General features: G+C 60.7%; 15 protein-coding genes. 7 read left to right on the forward strand and 8 right to left on the reverse strand.

Going from position 1 to position 14,844, the window contains the following annotated elements:
- Positions 1 to 139 precede the first annotated feature (139 nt).
- The 5 genes from MOP87_RS07995 to MOP87_RS08015 all read left to right on the forward strand — a co-directional run bounded on the left by MOP87_RS07995 (position 140) and on the right by MOP87_RS08015 (position 5,572).
- Entirely contained in the window at positions 140 to 2,440 is a 2,301-nt protein-coding gene (locus MOP87_RS07995; protein WP_242810368.1) for a fatty acid cis/trans isomerase, read from the forward strand.
- Between the two features lie 108 nt (positions 2,441 to 2,548).
- Positions 2,549 to 3,583, forward strand: a complete 1,035-nt coding sequence (locus MOP87_RS08000) for an acyltransferase (RefSeq protein WP_242810369.1) — start codon at positions 2,549 to 2,551, stop codon at positions 3,581 to 3,583.
- 58 nt (positions 3,584 to 3,641) lie between these two features.
- Complete coding sequence (gene nfuA, locus MOP87_RS08005) at positions 3,642 to 4,226, forward strand: Fe-S biogenesis protein NfuA (protein ID WP_023536208.1); 585 nt, start codon at positions 3,642 to 3,644, stop codon at positions 4,224 to 4,226.
- Between the two features lie 251 nt (positions 4,227 to 4,477).
- Positions 4,478 to 5,086: an SCO family protein gene (locus tag MOP87_RS08010; protein ID WP_027914645.1), complete on the forward strand. Its 609-nt coding sequence runs from the start codon at positions 4,478 to 4,480 to the stop codon at positions 5,084 to 5,086.
- The gene (locus MOP87_RS08015) at positions 5,087 to 5,572 is read left to right on the forward strand and encodes a copper chaperone PCu(A)C (RefSeq protein ID WP_242810370.1); all 486 of its coding nucleotides are present in this window, start codon (positions 5,087 to 5,089) and stop codon (positions 5,570 to 5,572) included. It abuts the gene before it with no gap.
- A gap of 34 nt (positions 5,573 to 5,606) precedes the next feature.
- Here MOP87_RS08015 and MOP87_RS08020 read toward each other — a convergent pair whose 3' ends face one another.
- The 8 genes from MOP87_RS08020 to MOP87_RS08055 form a co-directional block, all read right to left on the reverse strand.
- Entirely contained in the window at positions 5,607 to 5,834 is a 228-nt protein-coding gene (locus MOP87_RS08020) for a hypothetical protein (RefSeq protein WP_027914647.1), read from the reverse strand.
- 70 nt (positions 5,835 to 5,904) lie between these two features.
- Entirely contained in the window at positions 5,905 to 6,738 is an 834-nt protein-coding gene (locus MOP87_RS08025; RefSeq protein ID WP_027914648.1) for an AraC family transcriptional regulator, read from the reverse strand.
- On the reverse strand, positions 6,735 to 7,049 hold the full coding sequence (locus MOP87_RS08030; protein WP_104926072.1) for an AzlD domain-containing protein: 315 nt from the start codon (positions 7,047 to 7,049) through the stop codon (positions 6,735 to 6,737). Before MOP87_RS08030 ends, MOP87_RS08025 begins: the two co-directional genes overlap by 4 nt.
- Positions 7,049 to 7,738: an AzlC family ABC transporter permease gene (locus MOP87_RS08035; RefSeq protein ID WP_242810371.1), complete on the reverse strand. Its 690-nt coding sequence runs from the start codon at positions 7,736 to 7,738 to the stop codon at positions 7,049 to 7,051. Before MOP87_RS08035 ends, MOP87_RS08030 begins: the two co-directional genes overlap by 1 nt.
- A gap of 119 nt (positions 7,739 to 7,857) precedes the next feature.
- Entirely contained in the window at positions 7,858 to 8,550 is a 693-nt protein-coding gene (locus tag MOP87_RS08040) for a hypothetical protein (protein WP_027914651.1), read from the reverse strand.
- 151 nt (positions 8,551 to 8,701) lie between these two features.
- A complete protein-coding gene (locus tag MOP87_RS08045; RefSeq protein WP_242810372.1) occupies positions 8,702 to 9,769 on the reverse strand; it encodes a hypothetical protein in 1,068 nt (355 codons plus the stop codon).
- Between the two features lie 36 nt (positions 9,770 to 9,805).
- Positions 9,806 to 10,435: a LysE family translocator gene (locus tag MOP87_RS08050; protein WP_242810373.1), complete on the reverse strand. Its 630-nt coding sequence runs from the start codon at positions 10,433 to 10,435 to the stop codon at positions 9,806 to 9,808.
- Between the two features lies 1 nt (position 10,436).
- Positions 10,437 to 11,225 carry a YqcI/YcgG family protein gene (locus tag MOP87_RS08055; RefSeq protein WP_242810374.1) on the reverse strand — a complete coding sequence of 263 codons (789 nt, stop codon included), beginning with the start codon at positions 11,223 to 11,225 and terminating at the stop codon, positions 10,437 to 10,439.
- Between the two features lie 158 nt (positions 11,226 to 11,383).
- Between MOP87_RS08055 and MOP87_RS08060 the strand changes: the two genes are divergently transcribed.
- Positions 11,384 to 12,304 carry a LysR substrate-binding domain-containing protein gene (locus MOP87_RS08060; protein WP_242810375.1) on the forward strand — a complete coding sequence of 307 codons (921 nt, stop codon included), beginning with the start codon at positions 11,384 to 11,386 and terminating at the stop codon, positions 12,302 to 12,304.
- 163 nt (positions 12,305 to 12,467) lie between these two features.
- On the forward strand, positions 12,468 to 14,828 hold the full coding sequence (locus tag MOP87_RS08065; protein ID WP_242810535.1) for a DNA polymerase II: 2,361 nt from the start codon (positions 12,468 to 12,470) through the stop codon (positions 14,826 to 14,828).
- Positions 14,829 to 14,844: the final 16 nt, after the last annotated feature.

Raw genomic sequence — 14,844 nt, forward strand, 5'->3', positions numbered from 1 at the left:
AACAAAGCTGCACGGTTTTTAGGGGTGCGCCCGGTTTTCATGAAATATGTTCATGTTGCCAACCCTTCATCCCAGCTATTAATACAAGCATTGCCAATTTTTCATTGCATTGGCTGCACATAATCAGGACATCCCGCACATGGTGCATCGTATGCTTGCCGGCCTCGCTGCCCTGTTGATCAGTGGCGCGGTGCTCGGGCAAGGTCTTCAACCAGCTCCAACCATTTCCTATACCCGCGATGTCCAGCCGATCTTCACCGAGAAGTGCGTCGCCTGCCACGCCTGCAACGACGCCGCCTGCCAGCTCAAGCTCGAGGGCGCCGAAGGTGCCGTGCGCGGTGCCAGCAAGGTGCCCGTCTATCAGGGCGAGCGCAGCAAGGCCGTAGCGCCCACGCGATTGTTCTATGACGCCCATAGCGAGGCCGAGTGGCGCAAGAAAGGCTTCTATTCGGTGCTCGACAATCAAAGCGGCCAGGCCGCGCTGATGGCACGCATGCTCGAACTGGGGCACAAGACGCCGCTCACCCCAAATGCCAAGGTACCGGATGAGATTGCACTTGGCCTGAACCGCAACAACATGTGCCCGTTGCCCCATGAGTTCGATGCTTATGCCGGTGTGCATCCCAAGGAGGGCATGCCGCTGGCCGTGACCGGCCTGACCGACCAGGAATACGCGACACTGCGTGGCTGGCTGGCGGCGGGTGCGCCCGTCGAGTACCAGGCGATCAAGCCCAGTGCCAGCGAAGCCCGTCAGATCGCCGAATGGGAAGCGCTGCTCAATCGTCCAGGGGCTTCAGAAGCCCTGGTGGGGCGCTGGCTGTACGAGCACCTGTTCCTGGCCCACATTCACTTTACCGGGGGTGAGCAGGGGCACTTTTTCCAATGGGTACGCTCGCGCACGCCCAGCGGGCAGCCTGCCGACATCATTGCCACGCGCAGGCCCAATGATCCGCCCGGCACAGCGTTCTTCTATCGCCTGATTCCCGTGCAGGGTGTGATCGTGCACAAGACTCACATTACTTACCCCCTCGGGCCGCAAAAACTCAAGCGGGTCAAGCAGCTCTTCTACGCCGGCGATTGGCAGGTGACCACGCTGCCAGGCTACGGCCCTCGGCACCGCGCCAATCCCTTCGAAACGTTCGAGGCGATCCCGGCGGTGGCGCGCTACCAGTTCATGCTCGACAACGCCGAGTACTTCGTGCGCACCTTCATACGCGGACCGGTCTGCCGTGGGCAGATTGCCACGGACGTGATCCGCGACAACTTCTGGGCGCTGTTCCAGGAGCCGGCTTTCGATCGCTACGTCACCGATGCCCGTTACCGTGGCAAGGCCACGCCCTTGCTCGCCATGCCAGGTCAGAACGATGACGTGGGCAGTGTGCTTGCGTTGTGGCGCGCCTATCGCGACAAGCGCAACGAGTACGAGAAACTGCGCCGTGAGGCCTATGCCGATATGCCGGCCCCGGGCTGGTCGACATTGTGGACGGGCAACGACAACGCGTTGCTGAGCATCTTCCGTCATTTCGACAGCGCGACGGTGACCAAGGGCCTGGTGGGGGACGTACCCCTGACGATGTGGCTGTTCGACTATCCCTTGCTGGAACGCACTTACTATCAGTTGGCGGTCAACTTCGACGTCTTCGGCAACCTGTCGCACCAGTTGCAGACGCGCCTGTACTTCGACCTGATCCGCAACGGCGCCGAGGTCAATTTCCTGCGCCTGATGCCGGCTGAGGCGCGCCAAGACATCCTGAGCGACTGGTATCAGGACAGCGGCAAGATAAAGATGTGGCTCGACTATGAAAACATCGACGCCGATACGCCGAGCGGCCTTGCCTTGAGCCCACGCGATCCCAAGCGCGATTTCGGTATGCAGTTGATCGCGCGTACCGCCAGCATCAATGCCTCACCCGATCCGATCAACCGCTGCCAGGGGGCGTATTGCTCGCGCCCGCAGATGAGTGAAGAGTTTCGCAACGCAGAGCAGTCGCTCAGCCGGCTGGTCTCGCGTCCTGCAGCCGGGTTGAAAGTGATCAATCAGTTGCCTGAGGCGACACTGCTGCGCATCGAAGGGCAGGGTGGGCAGCGGCAGGTCTACACCTTGATGCGCAACCGGGCGCACAGCAACGTGGCATTCCTGCTGGGCGAGGCTTATCGTTACCAGCCGGGCCTCGATACCCTGACCTTGCAGCCCGGGGTCATGACCAGCTACCCCAACTTCATGTTCAACGTGCCAGCCGCCGAAGTACCGGTTTTCGTCGATCTGATGAGTCAGGCCAAGGATGATACCGCTCGTTTCGAGCGCATCGTAGAGCGGTGGGGCATACGCCGTACCCATCCGCAATTCTGGCGTTACTTCCATGACCTGAGCGCGTTCATTCTGGAAACCGACCCCGTGGAAACGGGCGTGCTGGACATGAATCGCTACGAAAACCTCTGATCGGGGCGCGCTGACCTTTCGCGCCCTCCTGCGGTCCCAACCCATGAGTGGCACCGGCAGCTGCGCTGCAGCCGGTGCCTGAATGCACCGGCAAACGCAGGGTACTTCATGCTGTATTCGCTTCAGGCACTTCGTGCTTTCGCCGCCTGGGTGGTCGTCTGCCACCACTTCATGCAGGTTTTCTTCGACTTTCACGCCTCCGGCCCCGTCGGCCAATTGTTCACTGACCGGGGTGCGGTGGGCGTGGATATCTTCTTCGTCATCAGTGGGTTGGTCATCTACCTTTCGACCTGCGACAAGCAGGTTGTCCCGCATCAGTTTGTGCTCAACCGCGTGCTGCGTATCGTGCCAGCCTACTGGTTCTACTCGGCGTTGATGGCCTTGATGCTGCTCGCCTTCAGTCAATGGATGCCGCATCAGGTATTCACCTGGCAACACCTGCTGCGTTCACTCTTTTTCATACCAGCAGAAAACCCAGGTGGTTACGGTATGTACCCTACCTTGAACGTTGGCTGGACCCTGAACTTCGAGATGATGTTCTACCTGCTGTTCGGGATGGCGTTTCTCGTAAGCCGGCGCCTGCATTTACTGGTGGTCGCCGGCCTGTTGGTTGGGGTGAGTGAAATCCTGGGGCGCCTGGGCGTGGTCAGTCACTTCTACAACAACGACATCGTCTATGAGTTTCTGCTGGGCATTGGTATAGGTGTGCTTTACCGCCGTGGCCTGGTCCGTCAGGGTATTTGGATCCCGATGGGGCTCCTGGCCGTAGCCGCGTTGGCCATCTATCAGCTCGACGCGTCCCAAAGGCTGCTGCATTGGGGCCTGCCCAGTGCAATGGTTGTCCTCGCCTTCATCGCCATGGAGCCACTGTTCAAGGGTAATCGCATCCTCAAGGCGCTGGGCGACTGCTCGTATTCGGTGTACCTGATCCATGTGCTGGTCCTGCACCTGGGCTGGTTTGCCAGTCAGCAACTGGGGCTGGACCCGTACCTGACATTCGCCCTCTGCGTGCCTTGCATCGCCACCCTGTCGTGGCTCAGTTACCAGTGGATCGAGCGCGGGCTGTACCGCTGCATGCAGGCCTGGATGCAAGCACCGAGCGCGCAGGCGCAGCCGTATGTGCTTTCCCGAGTCAAATACTAGGACTTTGTTAGAGGGCTGCGTTGGCGTACACTGACGCGCAAGTCTGTGAGGAACCTACATGAGCGCTATAACCATTACCGACGCCGCCCATGACTACCTGGCCGATCTGCTGTCCAAGCAGAACACGCCCGGTATCGGCATTCGTATCTTCATCACCCAGCCGGGTACCCAGTACGCCGAGACGTGCATCGCCTACTGCAAGCCGGGCGAAGAGAAGCCTGATGACACTGCTGTGGGCCTCAAGAGCTTCACCGCCTACCTCGATGCGGTCAGCGTGCCGTTCCTGGAAGACGCGCTGGTGGACTACGCCACCGACCGGATGGGTGGCCAGTTGACCATCAAGGCGCCTAATGCCAAGGTGCCCATGGTCAATGAAGACAGCCCGATCAACGAACGCATCAACTACTATCTGCAGACCGAAATCAACCCTGGCCTAGCTAGCCATGGCGGTCAGGTCAGCCTGGTGGATGTGGTCGACGAGGGCATTGCAGTACTGCAATTTGGCGGTGGCTGCCAGGGTTGCGGTCAGGCAGACGTTACCCTCAAGGAAGGCATCGAGCGCACGCTTCTGGAGCGTATCCCCGAGCTCAAGGGCGTACGTGACGTGACTGACCATAGCCAGAAAGAAAACGCCTACTACTAATAGGGCTTCCGGGTTGCGCCGAGCTGGAATCGGACTTGGCGTGGGCCCTGTAAGCCGACGTGCCGCTTTGCGCTAGCAACAAACTGTTACGTTTGCAACCTCTGCGACAATTGGCCGCTGCCTGTATTCAGCGGCCTGGAGAGGTAATCGCCGCCGGTGGGTAGAAGGGACATGGGGGGCATGCCAGAATGCGCCGGTTTTCTGGCCGGCCCGTCCCGAGGGTCGGCACCTTCCCTGTAAAGGATGGTTTCATGAATGATCTTCTGACCCGGCGTTCAGTCGTCGCCGGCATGGGCGTTCTTGGACTTGGCCTGCTGGCAGGTTGCAGTCCGGCGCGTGGGCTTGAGTTCAAGTACGGCAAGAACATGAGCAATGAAATCCTTGGGCGAAAGTTCTCGCTGCGGGATCCACAAGGCAACGTCCGTACCCTGTCAAGCTTCTATGGCAGCATGCCGATGGTCTTCTTCGGCTTCACCCAGTGCCCGGCCATCTGTCCGACCACCCTGGCGCGAGCTGCTCAAATTCGCAAACTGCTGCGCGGCCGTGACCGTGATCTGTTCCAGGTGGTGTTCATCACGCTCGATCCAGAGCGCGATACGCCGGAAGTGCTCGATGCCTACGTCAAGGCGTTCGACCCGACCTTCACCGCGCTTACCGGTACGCCTGAAGAAATCGACGCCGTGGCCAGGGAGTTCAAGGTGTTCTACGAAAAGGTCCCGGCCGGCGACACCTATACCATTTCCCATTCGTCCACCAGCTACGTCTACGACACCCGTGGCACCCTGCGGCTGAGCCTCGGGCATTCCCTGACAGCCAAGGAATGTGCCGAAGACCTGGTTACCCTGATGGAGATCTGCTGAATGTCATTGCAATCCGTTAAGCGCGGCCTGGCGGCCTTGGTTCTGCTGGGCATCACTGGGCCGGTACTGGCCCAGACCACCGTCAGCGAAGCGTGGGTGCGCGCCAGCGTGCCTCACCAGCAGTCGACCGGCGCATTCATGACCATTACCGCCAGTGGCGACAGCAAGCTGGTCAGTGTCGCCTCGCCCGTGGCCAAGACCGTCCAAGTGCATGAAATGACCATGAACGGGGACGTCATGGGCATGCGTGAGGTCAAGGCGGTTCCGCTGCCGGCCGGCAAGCCCGTCACCCTGGACCCCAATGGCTTGCACGTAATGTTGATGGGCTTGAACGATCAGATAAAGGAAGGCCAGCAGGTCCCGCTGACCCTGACGGTGCAAGCCGCTGATGGCACTACCGAGTCAGTCGCCGTGCAAGCTCAGGTACGTGCGCTCACTGCCCAGGCGCCAGGTGAGCATGATCATATGCACATGGACCACCCGTAACACTCAATGGGGCTGCTTTGCGGCCCCAGCAAGGTCAACTGCGAAATTTCGGCAGTGGCCTGTCCAGCGTCAATGACGTCAGTGCTCGGCGCACACGTGCTTCGTCAGCTTCCAGGGCCTTCAGGCTCGCCCTTATCTTACCGGCCGCCGGCAGGTCGCCCTGTCGGTCGATCCAGTCTGCGATCTCCTTGCAGGCGGTGCTTAGGCACGCTTGCCGCTGATTCATCAGTGACAGAAGGGTGGTGATCTCTCTTTCAGACATGACGGCTCCTCCTTTCAGCCTTTTAAGTGTAGCAGCGCCACGGCCAACCGACTGCGCCGCGTTGACGCACTCAAGCGGCGAAACAGGCTAACCGATAGGCCCCCGGGGTGATGCCATAGGCTTGCTTGAACTGCCTGTTCAAGTGGCTCTGATCGGCAAAACCCAGGCTGAACGCCACTGCCGCAGGCGGCTGCCCCTGCTTGAGCAGTTCCCTGGCCCTTACAAGACGTCGCTGTTTGAGCCAGGCGTGAGGGGGCATGCCCGTGGCCTGGCGAAACACCCGTGCGAAGTGAAACGGCGACAGGTTGACGGCAGCCGCCAGCAACTCCAGCGACGGCGGGTCGGCCAAGTGGGCTTCCAGCAACTCCCGGGCACGTACAACAGCGCGAGGCTCTTGACCTGGGGCAGACAGTTCGGCCAGGCGACCGTGGCGTTGAACCAGCGCCAATACCGCCTGGCGCCATACGGTTTGTTGATGCAGTGCGCTGGCGCTGCTCTCGGACAGTTGATGCAGTTGGCTGAAGGCGCTGGCAAGGCCAGGGTCGTGGATCACGCTATCGCGAAAGCGCGGCATCCCCGCATGGCCAAGTTCCAGTTCATCGAGCACGCCGGTTACGCGCTCATGTTCAGGGTAGAACCCGCGATAGCGCCACCCGGCTTCGTGGGCCTTGGCACCGGTGTGCAGTTCGTCCGGGTTGATCAGGACCATGCTGCCAACGGGGGCAAGGTGCTCGCTGCCTCGGTGCCAGAAGCGCTGGGCGCCGGACTCGATGACCGTGAACACATAGCCTTCATGCACATGGGGTGCGAACCGCTGTTGCACATACCGGGCGTGCAGCATTTCCACATCGCCCAGCGCCGGTGCCTGCCATAGGTGCGTTTGCTCACAGGTCGTGGCGTTCATGAGAGGACACTTCGCAGGACGAAGAAAATCAACATGCTCAACAGCATGCTCAGCATCACGTTGCGGGTCAACCACACCAGTGCGGCGGCCACCACCGCCCCCAACAGGTAAGGGTTCAGCGGTTGCAGGTTGAGCGTATGCGCCGGCATGAAGATGATAGGCCCGCAGATGGCCGTGAGCATGCCCGGCACCGCAAAACCCAAAAATTGACGCGCATTGGCGCTCAGTCGCAACGGTAAGCGCGGTTCGAGAAAAGCATAGCGATTGAGGAAGACCACTACGCCCATGCCGATGATAAGCAGCCAGGTCATCACACAGCCCTCCCAAGCTTCTGGCACGCGAAACCGGTGCCCATCCCAAGCAGGCCAGCGCTGACCAAGGCCGTTTCCCAATGCCATTGGCTGAACAGTACTGAGGCGCCCAGTGAAACGGCGACACAAGCCAGGGTAGGCAGATTACGTACCAGGGGCGTGATCAGGGCGACGAACGTGGCGACGATTGAGAAGTCCAGGCCTAGCTGATCAAGGTGTGGAATGCTTTGCCCCAGCAAGATTCCGGCCCAGGTGAACAGATTCCATGCAACGTAGAATGTGAAGCCTATGCCCAAGGCATACCAGCGATTGAAATGCTGGGGGTCGTGCCGACTGGTCAGGGCAAAGAACTCATCGGTCAGCAGAAATCCAAGGCCCAGGCGCCAGCGCAGTGGCAAAGGGGAGAGCGCTGGGCGCATCGACAACCCGTAAAGCAGGTGCTGTGAAGTGAGTAACAAGGTCGTCAGGAGTATGGAGGCCAGGCTGGCACCGCTTTTGAGCATGCCGATGGCCACCAGCTGCGCGGCGCCGGCAAAGACGATCGCCGAGAGCCCTTGGCCTTCCCAGGCGCTGAGGTTGGCTGCGATGGCCATGGACCCGGCCAGCAGGCCCCAGGGTGCGACAGCAAGCGACAACGGCAGGATGGCGATGGCGCCCTGCAGGAAGGCGTGGCGTGCGATGGACGGCATAGGTATGGGCATCTGGACAAGGCAGGCCAGCATGCCAAGCCATCACAGGCGATGGCTTGAACGTTCTTGCTCTCTTGTCACGCGCTTGGTGCGCCGCGCCCAGACCCGCGGCGGGTGGGTCAGGGCCGGCTGGTCAAATGCTGCTGCGCCGTGACACAGCCGTTGGTCTCTACGGCTTTTTGCAGCAATGAGTGGCGGTGTTGCGGATCGAGATCACCCAGCAGGCGGTAGACCTCAGCCTGGTAATCGCGCTGACGTCCCCACAGCATCTCAAGGCCCTGGGGCTGGCTGCGACTGCAGGCCATGCGGGTGGCAGGCTGGGGGTAGTAAGGCGCATAGAGGGTTGCCATGCTGGGTACGGCCTCCAAAGCGGCGCGGTACTGGGCACTGGCGTTGTAAGGTGGGCACCAGGTGGCGATGGCAGGCGCCGCCGGCGCAAACCCCTGGTCGAGGCTTGCCTGGAGCAAAGGGCAGGCAGCGTCGGGTATTTGCGCGGCGGGCAAGTAAGTCATGTAATAGAGCGCCAGACGGTACTGCGCGACTGGGTGACCGAGTGCGACCGACTTCTTGAGCAGTGCCACCGCAGTCGGCAAGGTGTGTGCCATGGCCTGCCCCTGACGACGCAGTTCTGGGTCGCTACCCAGGGCCGTTCGCAAGACGCTTTCATCCTCCTGGGTATCGGCCTGTTCCAGAAGGGGCAATGCCTGGCGGTAGAGCAGATCGGCATGGGGGTCGATGGACACTTCCAGTGCATGCCCCGCCGCAGGTGCCAGGGCGGCCAGTACCAGTGCCATTTGTGGCAAGCGACTCACAGGCTTGCCTCGCAAGTTGCCAGGCAAGGATGGACGGCTTCTCTATTCATGACAGTCAAGCGTACGCCTCAGGCAATCGGAACGACAGGCTATTCTAGCCATGCAACAGGCCGGTCCGAAAGACCACCCGACGATTGTCAGTCAGACACGCTTACAGTGTGCTTGCGCGCTGCGGTTTTTCCTGGGCAAGTCCGAGCTTGGCCGTTATCACTTTAGCCAACGCAGTCTGTCCCAAATCGTTGAGGTGCAGGCGATCAATGAACAGGTCCGAACCGAAGGCTGGGGAGCTGTCGAGCATGCAGTTCATGTCGTAGCAGGGCACCGGCGCGGCCTGTTCGCGAATGCGGGTAAAGAATGCCGCGTGTACCCTGCGATCGAAAACGCCTTCGAGCAAACGGTCGGTGCTTCCCGGCGTTTGCTGGAGCGCGCTCAGCATGGCCTGCTCACCCGCTGGCAGACTCTCGCGACACCAGTGCACCAGGGGCTGAAGGATGAAAGTGAGGGTGGTATGGGCGCTGCCTAATAGCCGATCCCATTGCTGCACTGCGCGAGCGATATGGTCGGCTGCCTGGGTCATGCGTTTTTCTGCCGGGGACAGTGCTTCGATAGACTGATGAGGTCGAGGCGCGGCGGCCGGCGGTGCCAGCACCTTGGTCAACCGCTGCCAGAGGGTCAGGCCAGGCTGTGATGCTGCCTGGACTTCCTCTGAGCCGGCCACGGACGTTTGCCATTCATTGCTCTGTTGAGGTTCAGGTGAGCAGGCAGTGATGTCCCAAAGCGCTTCGTGCGCCAAGCTGTTGAGCCCGCTGAGTATGACCACATGTCCCAGCGGCGCCAGGCGGTGCTCGTGGGTAAGGAACAGCAGCAGCTCCTGGCTCGCATCCAGCCCGCACCCGGCCAGGCTCAACCAGATTTCTCCGGTCAGCACCGAGAGCTGCGAGGCGACCGTGTGTTCATCCGAACTGGCGCCGATGCCCATGGCCACCGAACCCCCGACCAGCAGGTTGAGACGCGTAGTGCCGTTGCGTTCAGCCACCGAAAACCGCCGGCCGTTGCAGTAGCTGTAGCGCAGGCCCAGGGCGTCGGTGTTGACGACGGCCGAGCTGAACCCGGTTTCGTGCACCCGAACGCGTTGAGTGGCGCACTGGGTGGCCTTGGCAAGCAGCTGTTGGTACTCGAGCTGCAAAGGCGAAAGCCCTTGGCGACTGGCTGTAGACATCTGGTCTCCTGGCAAGGCACCGCGTCAGGCAAGGTGCTAGGCGGTTAGCTCCCTGAGGTTGTACAAAAGCCCGCCGATGGCGATCAACAGCAATGCCACGCCAGACGCAAGGCTGATGAATCGATGGCTGCGTGCTGAGGCAATCTTGCCGATGGCAAAGATGTAAAGACTCAGCACGGCGAAGTCGATAACGATCCATAGCAGAGAAAGCACGACCATGCTCTTGCCGAACGACTCGGTAATCTGGATGAACTGCGGGAAGAAGGCGATGAAGAAAATGATGTCCTTAGGGTTGGAGATGCCCACCATGAAGCCTTGCCAAAGACCCCCGCGGCCCGCGGGCTCGGCCATATCGGGCTCGTGGTTGGGATGCGGCGCCTTGAGCGCTTCCCTGAGCGTGCCCACGGCGATGTAGCCGATGAACAGGCAACCCAGCAGGCTCATGGCGCCAAGCCATGCCCTGTCAATGGCTGCGCTGGTAAGAATGATCCAGGCCGCTGCTCCGATCAGTACCAGTGAGGCCCAGTTGGTGCCCAGGGCCGTGAAAATGGCCTTGCGTGAGCCCGAAGCGGCTGCGGTGTTGACGATCAATGCCACGACCGGACCTGGAGTGGCGATCAGCAGCAGGACGGTAAGGGCGTAGGTGGCAGTCAGGGCGGTATTCACGTCATTTCTCGATGATGTTGTCGGGGGTGGCAGACACGGCGGTCCTGGCATGGAAAGGGCAGCGCGCCGGGTTCAACGAACCGGTTTCCTGCAACTGGTACTGCATCCACTCGAAATTATCCGCTTCACCGAAGAAACCGAGGCTTTCAGGTACTAACCCGTCGTTGTAGTGGCCGACCCGTTGACGAATGCGCTCGCGGATGCGCTGGCCGCTCTGGGTGGCGACATTGGCCACTTCGTCGAAGTTCTCTCGGGGGTTGATGACGAATGTGATGTGCTTGCCCAGGTTGCGGCTTTTCATCTGCTCGTGGCCCGGGAAATTCATGTTGATGAACAGCGCCATGCCGGCAAAGCAGAACGACCAGCCGCTGTCGGCGGGGTCGGCTGGCACTGTCTGGGGCCAGGGGTTCGGATCCCGAGCATGAACGCCTTGCAGCACCTTCCAGGCAAGCGCCTGCTGTTGGGCAAGCGGCATGTCGGTCACCGTTTCGAGAAATATCACCAACGGGTGGCCGATACGTAGCTTGGGCGCAACCGGATCCATCAACCGGACATAGCTGGCCAGCCCTTGAGCGATGTCATCCGCCAGCTGTTCGGCGCGGGCGAAAAGGACATAGCACGTCTGCGCATTGACTGCCTTGCGCCCGAACAGGCAGGGGAATTCCGGATTGGCAAGGGTCTGGCGAAAGTGTTGCAGGGTAGCGATTGTCCAGTGTGTTTCGACGCACTCATGTTCGAGGGCCTGCTCAAACGCATCCAGGCGGTAGCAATGTCCATATCCCGTAAACATGGTTTCCCCGAGCTTCAAATGATGAACGATCCACGCAGATTCAGGCAGGATTTAGGTTATGTATGTTTTTTCACTGCATTTTCTAGCACTGTCGGCAGGTTGTAAAACGCGTGAAATTATGAGCTACTATTAGTCTTGCTAATACTCAGGAGGCGTCAATGTCGGAAAGGATTCATGCCTTGCATGCACTGCGTGCGTTCGAGGTTGCGTCCCGCTATGGTTCATTCACCAAGGCGGCGGAAGAGCTCGCACTGACCCAAGGCGCAGTCAGTCACCATATCAAGACCCTGGAGGGCATGTTCGGCTGCGATTTGTTCGAGCGGCGCGGGCCCAAACTGAGCCTGACCGAGCATGGGCGCTTGCTCTCTCAAGAGCTCAAGGTCGGCTTCAAGATCATTGAGAACGCTTGCTCGCTTCTGCGCCAGGACCGCTACGGCCTGCGTCTGAAGGCGCCTTCAACGCTCACCGTGCGTTGGTTGCTAAGGGCACTGGATGGCTTCAAGAAACACGAAGACACCTGTTCGGTGCAGTTGTCGAGCGTGTGGATGGACATCGACAGCGTCGATTTCTATTCCGAACCCTACGACTGCGCCATCTTGCTGGCCAACGGTCGGTTCGCTGCCGATGTGGAGAGTTGCCGGCTGTTCGACGAGTGGCTCATACCGGTGTGCCACCCTGACTACATGGAGCAGGCGCAGCCTGTGCTGTCGGACCTGAACCGTTGCGAACTGCTGCATCCCTCGCCGGATCGGCGCGACTGGCGGCGCTGGCTGGCGCGGTTGGAGGCCCTTGATGTCAGCATCGACCAAGGCCAGGTGTTCGACACGCTCGATCAAGGTATCTCCGCCGCTCAGCAGGGCCTGGGCATCTCCGTGGTCGATCTGGTGTTGGCCAGTGCCGATCTGGCAGCCGGGCGCCTGGTGACACCTTTCAAGCAAGCCGTGGCAACTGGGGATGGCTACTACATGACTTGGCTGAAAAACAGCCCCAAGGCCCGTCAGATGCAAAAGTTGCGAGATTTTCTTCTCGGTCAAGTGCCTCCACTGGTGCTCAAGGACATCAACTACCTGTACAGCTGAATTCACTACGCCGCACAGGGTAAGCGCGACCCGTCCACCGACGGTGGAGGTTAGACGCTGGGGCTTGGTTGCCGGCGCAATCATGTCGTCTCGCAGGCAAGGCCAGGTGCGCCTGGAGCGACCCGTTACATTCGTCATCATCAACAACGCAGAGGGCGCGGCGGTGGATTTGCAGCAGGGCTTCGTCCTGACCCGGCACTGGTACGACACGCAGGCAGGTACGTGCGTGGAGCTGTGGCTGGCTACCGATCAGGGCCCCCGGCAAGTGCGACTGGCGCCCCAGATCAATGTGGCGTTCGTCCCTCAGGCGCAACAAGCGCACGCGCAACGGTTGCTGGCCGACGAGCCGGATGCAGAGCTGCGCCCGCTTGGATTGAAGACATTCGATCAACGCCCAGTAATGGGCCTGTACTGCCGTCAATACCGGCAATTGCTTCAGGTAGAACAACGGCTGCGCGCCGCAGGTATCGACGTCTACGAGGCCGATGTCAGGCCACCGGAGCGCTACCTCATGGAGCGTTTCATTACGGCCCCCGTGCAGTTCGCTGGACGCCTGGATGAGCAGGGCGTGCTCTGCGATGCCCAGCTCAAGCCGCACGGCAGCTACCGTCCATCGCTGCGCGTGGTGTCGCTGGACATCGAAACCACCGAGCGGGGCGAGTTGTACAGCATCGCCCTGGAAGGCTGTGGGCAGCGCCAGGTGTACATGCTCGGCCCACCCAACGGTGACCCTCGCGAAGTTGACTTCGACCTGCACTACTGCGCCGATCGCAGTGCGTTGCTGCACTGCCTGAACCACTGGATAGCGCGCCACGACCCGGACGCGATCATCGGCTGGAACGTGGTGCAGTTCGACCTGCGCCTGCTGCATGAACACGGCAAGCAGCTGCAAGTACCCATGCACCTGGGCAGGGGGGGAGCGGCCATGACCCTGCGCGCGTCAGGTAGTGGTGGCCATGTCTTCATTGATGTGCCCGGCAGATTGGTGATCGACGGCGTCGAAGCGCTGCGCTCGGCAACGTGGAGTTTTCCATCGTTCAGTCTTGAAAATGTCGCGCGAACCCTCTTGGGTGACGGCAAGGCCATCAGTACGCCCTACCAGCGCATGGATGAAATCAATCGCATGTTCGCCAAGGACAAGCCTGCGCTGGCGCGCTACAACCTGAAGGACTGTGAACTGGTCACACGCATCTTTGCCCACACCAGGTTGCTGCAGTTTCTGCTTGAGCGCGCGTCGGTCACGGGCCTGGCGGCAGACCGCAGCGGTGGCTCGGTGGCCGCCTTCTGCCACTTGTACATGCCTCACATGCACCGCCAAGGCTACGTCGCGCCCAACCTGGGCAGCCGCCCCGACGAAGCCAGTCCCGGCGGTTTCGTCATGGATTCACGACCTGGGCTGTACGATTCGGTACTGGTGCTGGACTACAAGAGCTTGTACCCCTCGATCATCCGCACATTCCTGATTGACCCTGTCGGCCTCGCCGAGGGGCTGCAACAGCCAGATGACACAAACGCGGTCGAAGGCTTCAGAGGGGCGCGTTTCTCACGCACACGTCACTGTCTGCCGGCGATCGTCGAACGTGTGTGGCGCGCCAGGGAACACGCCAAGCAGGATCGCAATGCGCCATTGTCCCAGGCGCTGAAAATCATCATGAATGCCTTCTACGGGGTGTTGGGCTCAAGTGGCTGCCGGTTTTTCGATGCGCGACTGGCCTCATCGATCACCTTGCGCGGGCATCAGATCATGCGCCAGACCCGCGCCCTGGTCGAAGCCCGCGGGTATGACGTGATCTATGGCGATACGGATTCGACATTCGTCTGGCTCAAGACCGGCCATGATGAGGCGGCGGCCGAGCAGATCGGCAATGCACTGGTGCGCGAGGTGAATCAATGGTGGCGCGAACACCTGCGCCAGACGCTCGGCCTGGAGAGTGCGCTTGAGTTGCAGTTCGAGACCCATTACCGGCGTTTTCTCATGCCCACCATACGCGGCACCGAGGAGGGCAGCAAAAAGCGCTATGCCGGCCTTGTTCAGCGTGCCGATGGCACTGAAGACATGGTCTTCAAAGGGCTGGAATCGGTACGCACCGATTGGTCGCTGCTGGCCAGGACCTTCCAACAGCAGCTCTACCGACGCATTTTTCGCGGCGAGCCTTATCGCGAATTCGTTCGCGAGTACGTCGGCCAGATGCTCGCTGGAGAGCACGACGCTTCGCTTGTATATCGCAAACGCCTGCGCCGCCCGCTGGCGGAGTATCAGCGTAACGTGCCACCGCATGTGCGGGCCGCACGGCTTGCCGATGACTATAACCGGGAACTGGGTCGCTCGCTCCAGTACCAGCGCGGAGGCTGGATCAGCTACCTCATGACCACTGCCGGGCCCCAGCCGTTGGAGAATCGTCGTGCCCCCATCGACTATGACCATTATCTGTCACGCCAGCTGCAGCCGGTCGCCGATGCGATTCTTCCCTTTGTGGGTGATCGCTTTTCTACGTTGATCGATGACCAGATGCTGCTGTTTTGATCGTGAGGTAGTACCC

Origin of the sequence: Pseudomonas sp. I3-I5 (assembly GCF_022699445.1) — a bacterium.
Taxonomy (GTDB): domain Bacteria; phylum Pseudomonadota; class Gammaproteobacteria; order Pseudomonadales; family Pseudomonadaceae; genus Aquipseudomonas; species Aquipseudomonas fulva.

Bases quoted from the DNA above. Each gene is read 5' to 3' on its own strand.
- MOP87_RS08030 (WP_104926072.1), bottom strand. From the start codon at position 7,049: ATGACCTGGCTGCTTATCATCGGCATGGGCGTAGTGGTCTTCCTCAAT.
- MOP87_RS08000 (WP_242810369.1), top strand. From the start codon at position 2,549: ATGCTGTATTCGCTTCAGGCACTTCGTGCTTTCGCCGCCTGGGTGGTC.
- MOP87_RS08055 (WP_242810374.1), bottom strand. From the start codon at position 11,225: ATGTTTACGGGATATGGACATTGCTACCGCCTGGATGCGTTTGAGCAG.
- nfuA (WP_023536208.1), top strand. From the start codon at position 3,642: ATGAGCGCTATAACCATTACCGACGCCGCCCATGACTACCTGGCCGAT.
- MOP87_RS08015 (WP_242810370.1), top strand. From the start codon at position 5,087: ATGTCATTGCAATCCGTTAAGCGCGGCCTGGCGGCCTTGGTTCTGCTG.
- MOP87_RS08020 (WP_027914647.1), bottom strand. From the start codon at position 5,834: ATGTCTGAAAGAGAGATCACCACCCTTCTGTCACTGATGAATCAGCGG.
- MOP87_RS08035 (WP_242810371.1), bottom strand. From the start codon at position 7,738: ATGCCGTCCATCGCACGCCACGCCTTCCTGCAGGGCGCCATCGCCATC.
- MOP87_RS08025 (WP_027914648.1), bottom strand. From the start codon at position 6,738: ATGAACGCCACGACCTGTGAGCAAACGCACCTATGGCAGGCACCGGCG.
- MOP87_RS08045 (WP_242810372.1), bottom strand. From the start codon at position 9,769: ATGTCTACAGCCAGTCGCCAAGGGCTTTCGCCTTTGCAGCTCGAGTAC.
- MOP87_RS07995 (WP_242810368.1), top strand. From the start codon at position 140: ATGGTGCATCGTATGCTTGCCGGCCTCGCTGCCCTGTTGATCAGTGGC.
- MOP87_RS08010 (WP_027914645.1), top strand. From the start codon at position 4,478: ATGAATGATCTTCTGACCCGGCGTTCAGTCGTCGCCGGCATGGGCGTT.
- MOP87_RS08060 (WP_242810375.1), top strand. From the start codon at position 11,384: ATGTCGGAAAGGATTCATGCCTTGCATGCACTGCGTGCGTTCGAGGTT.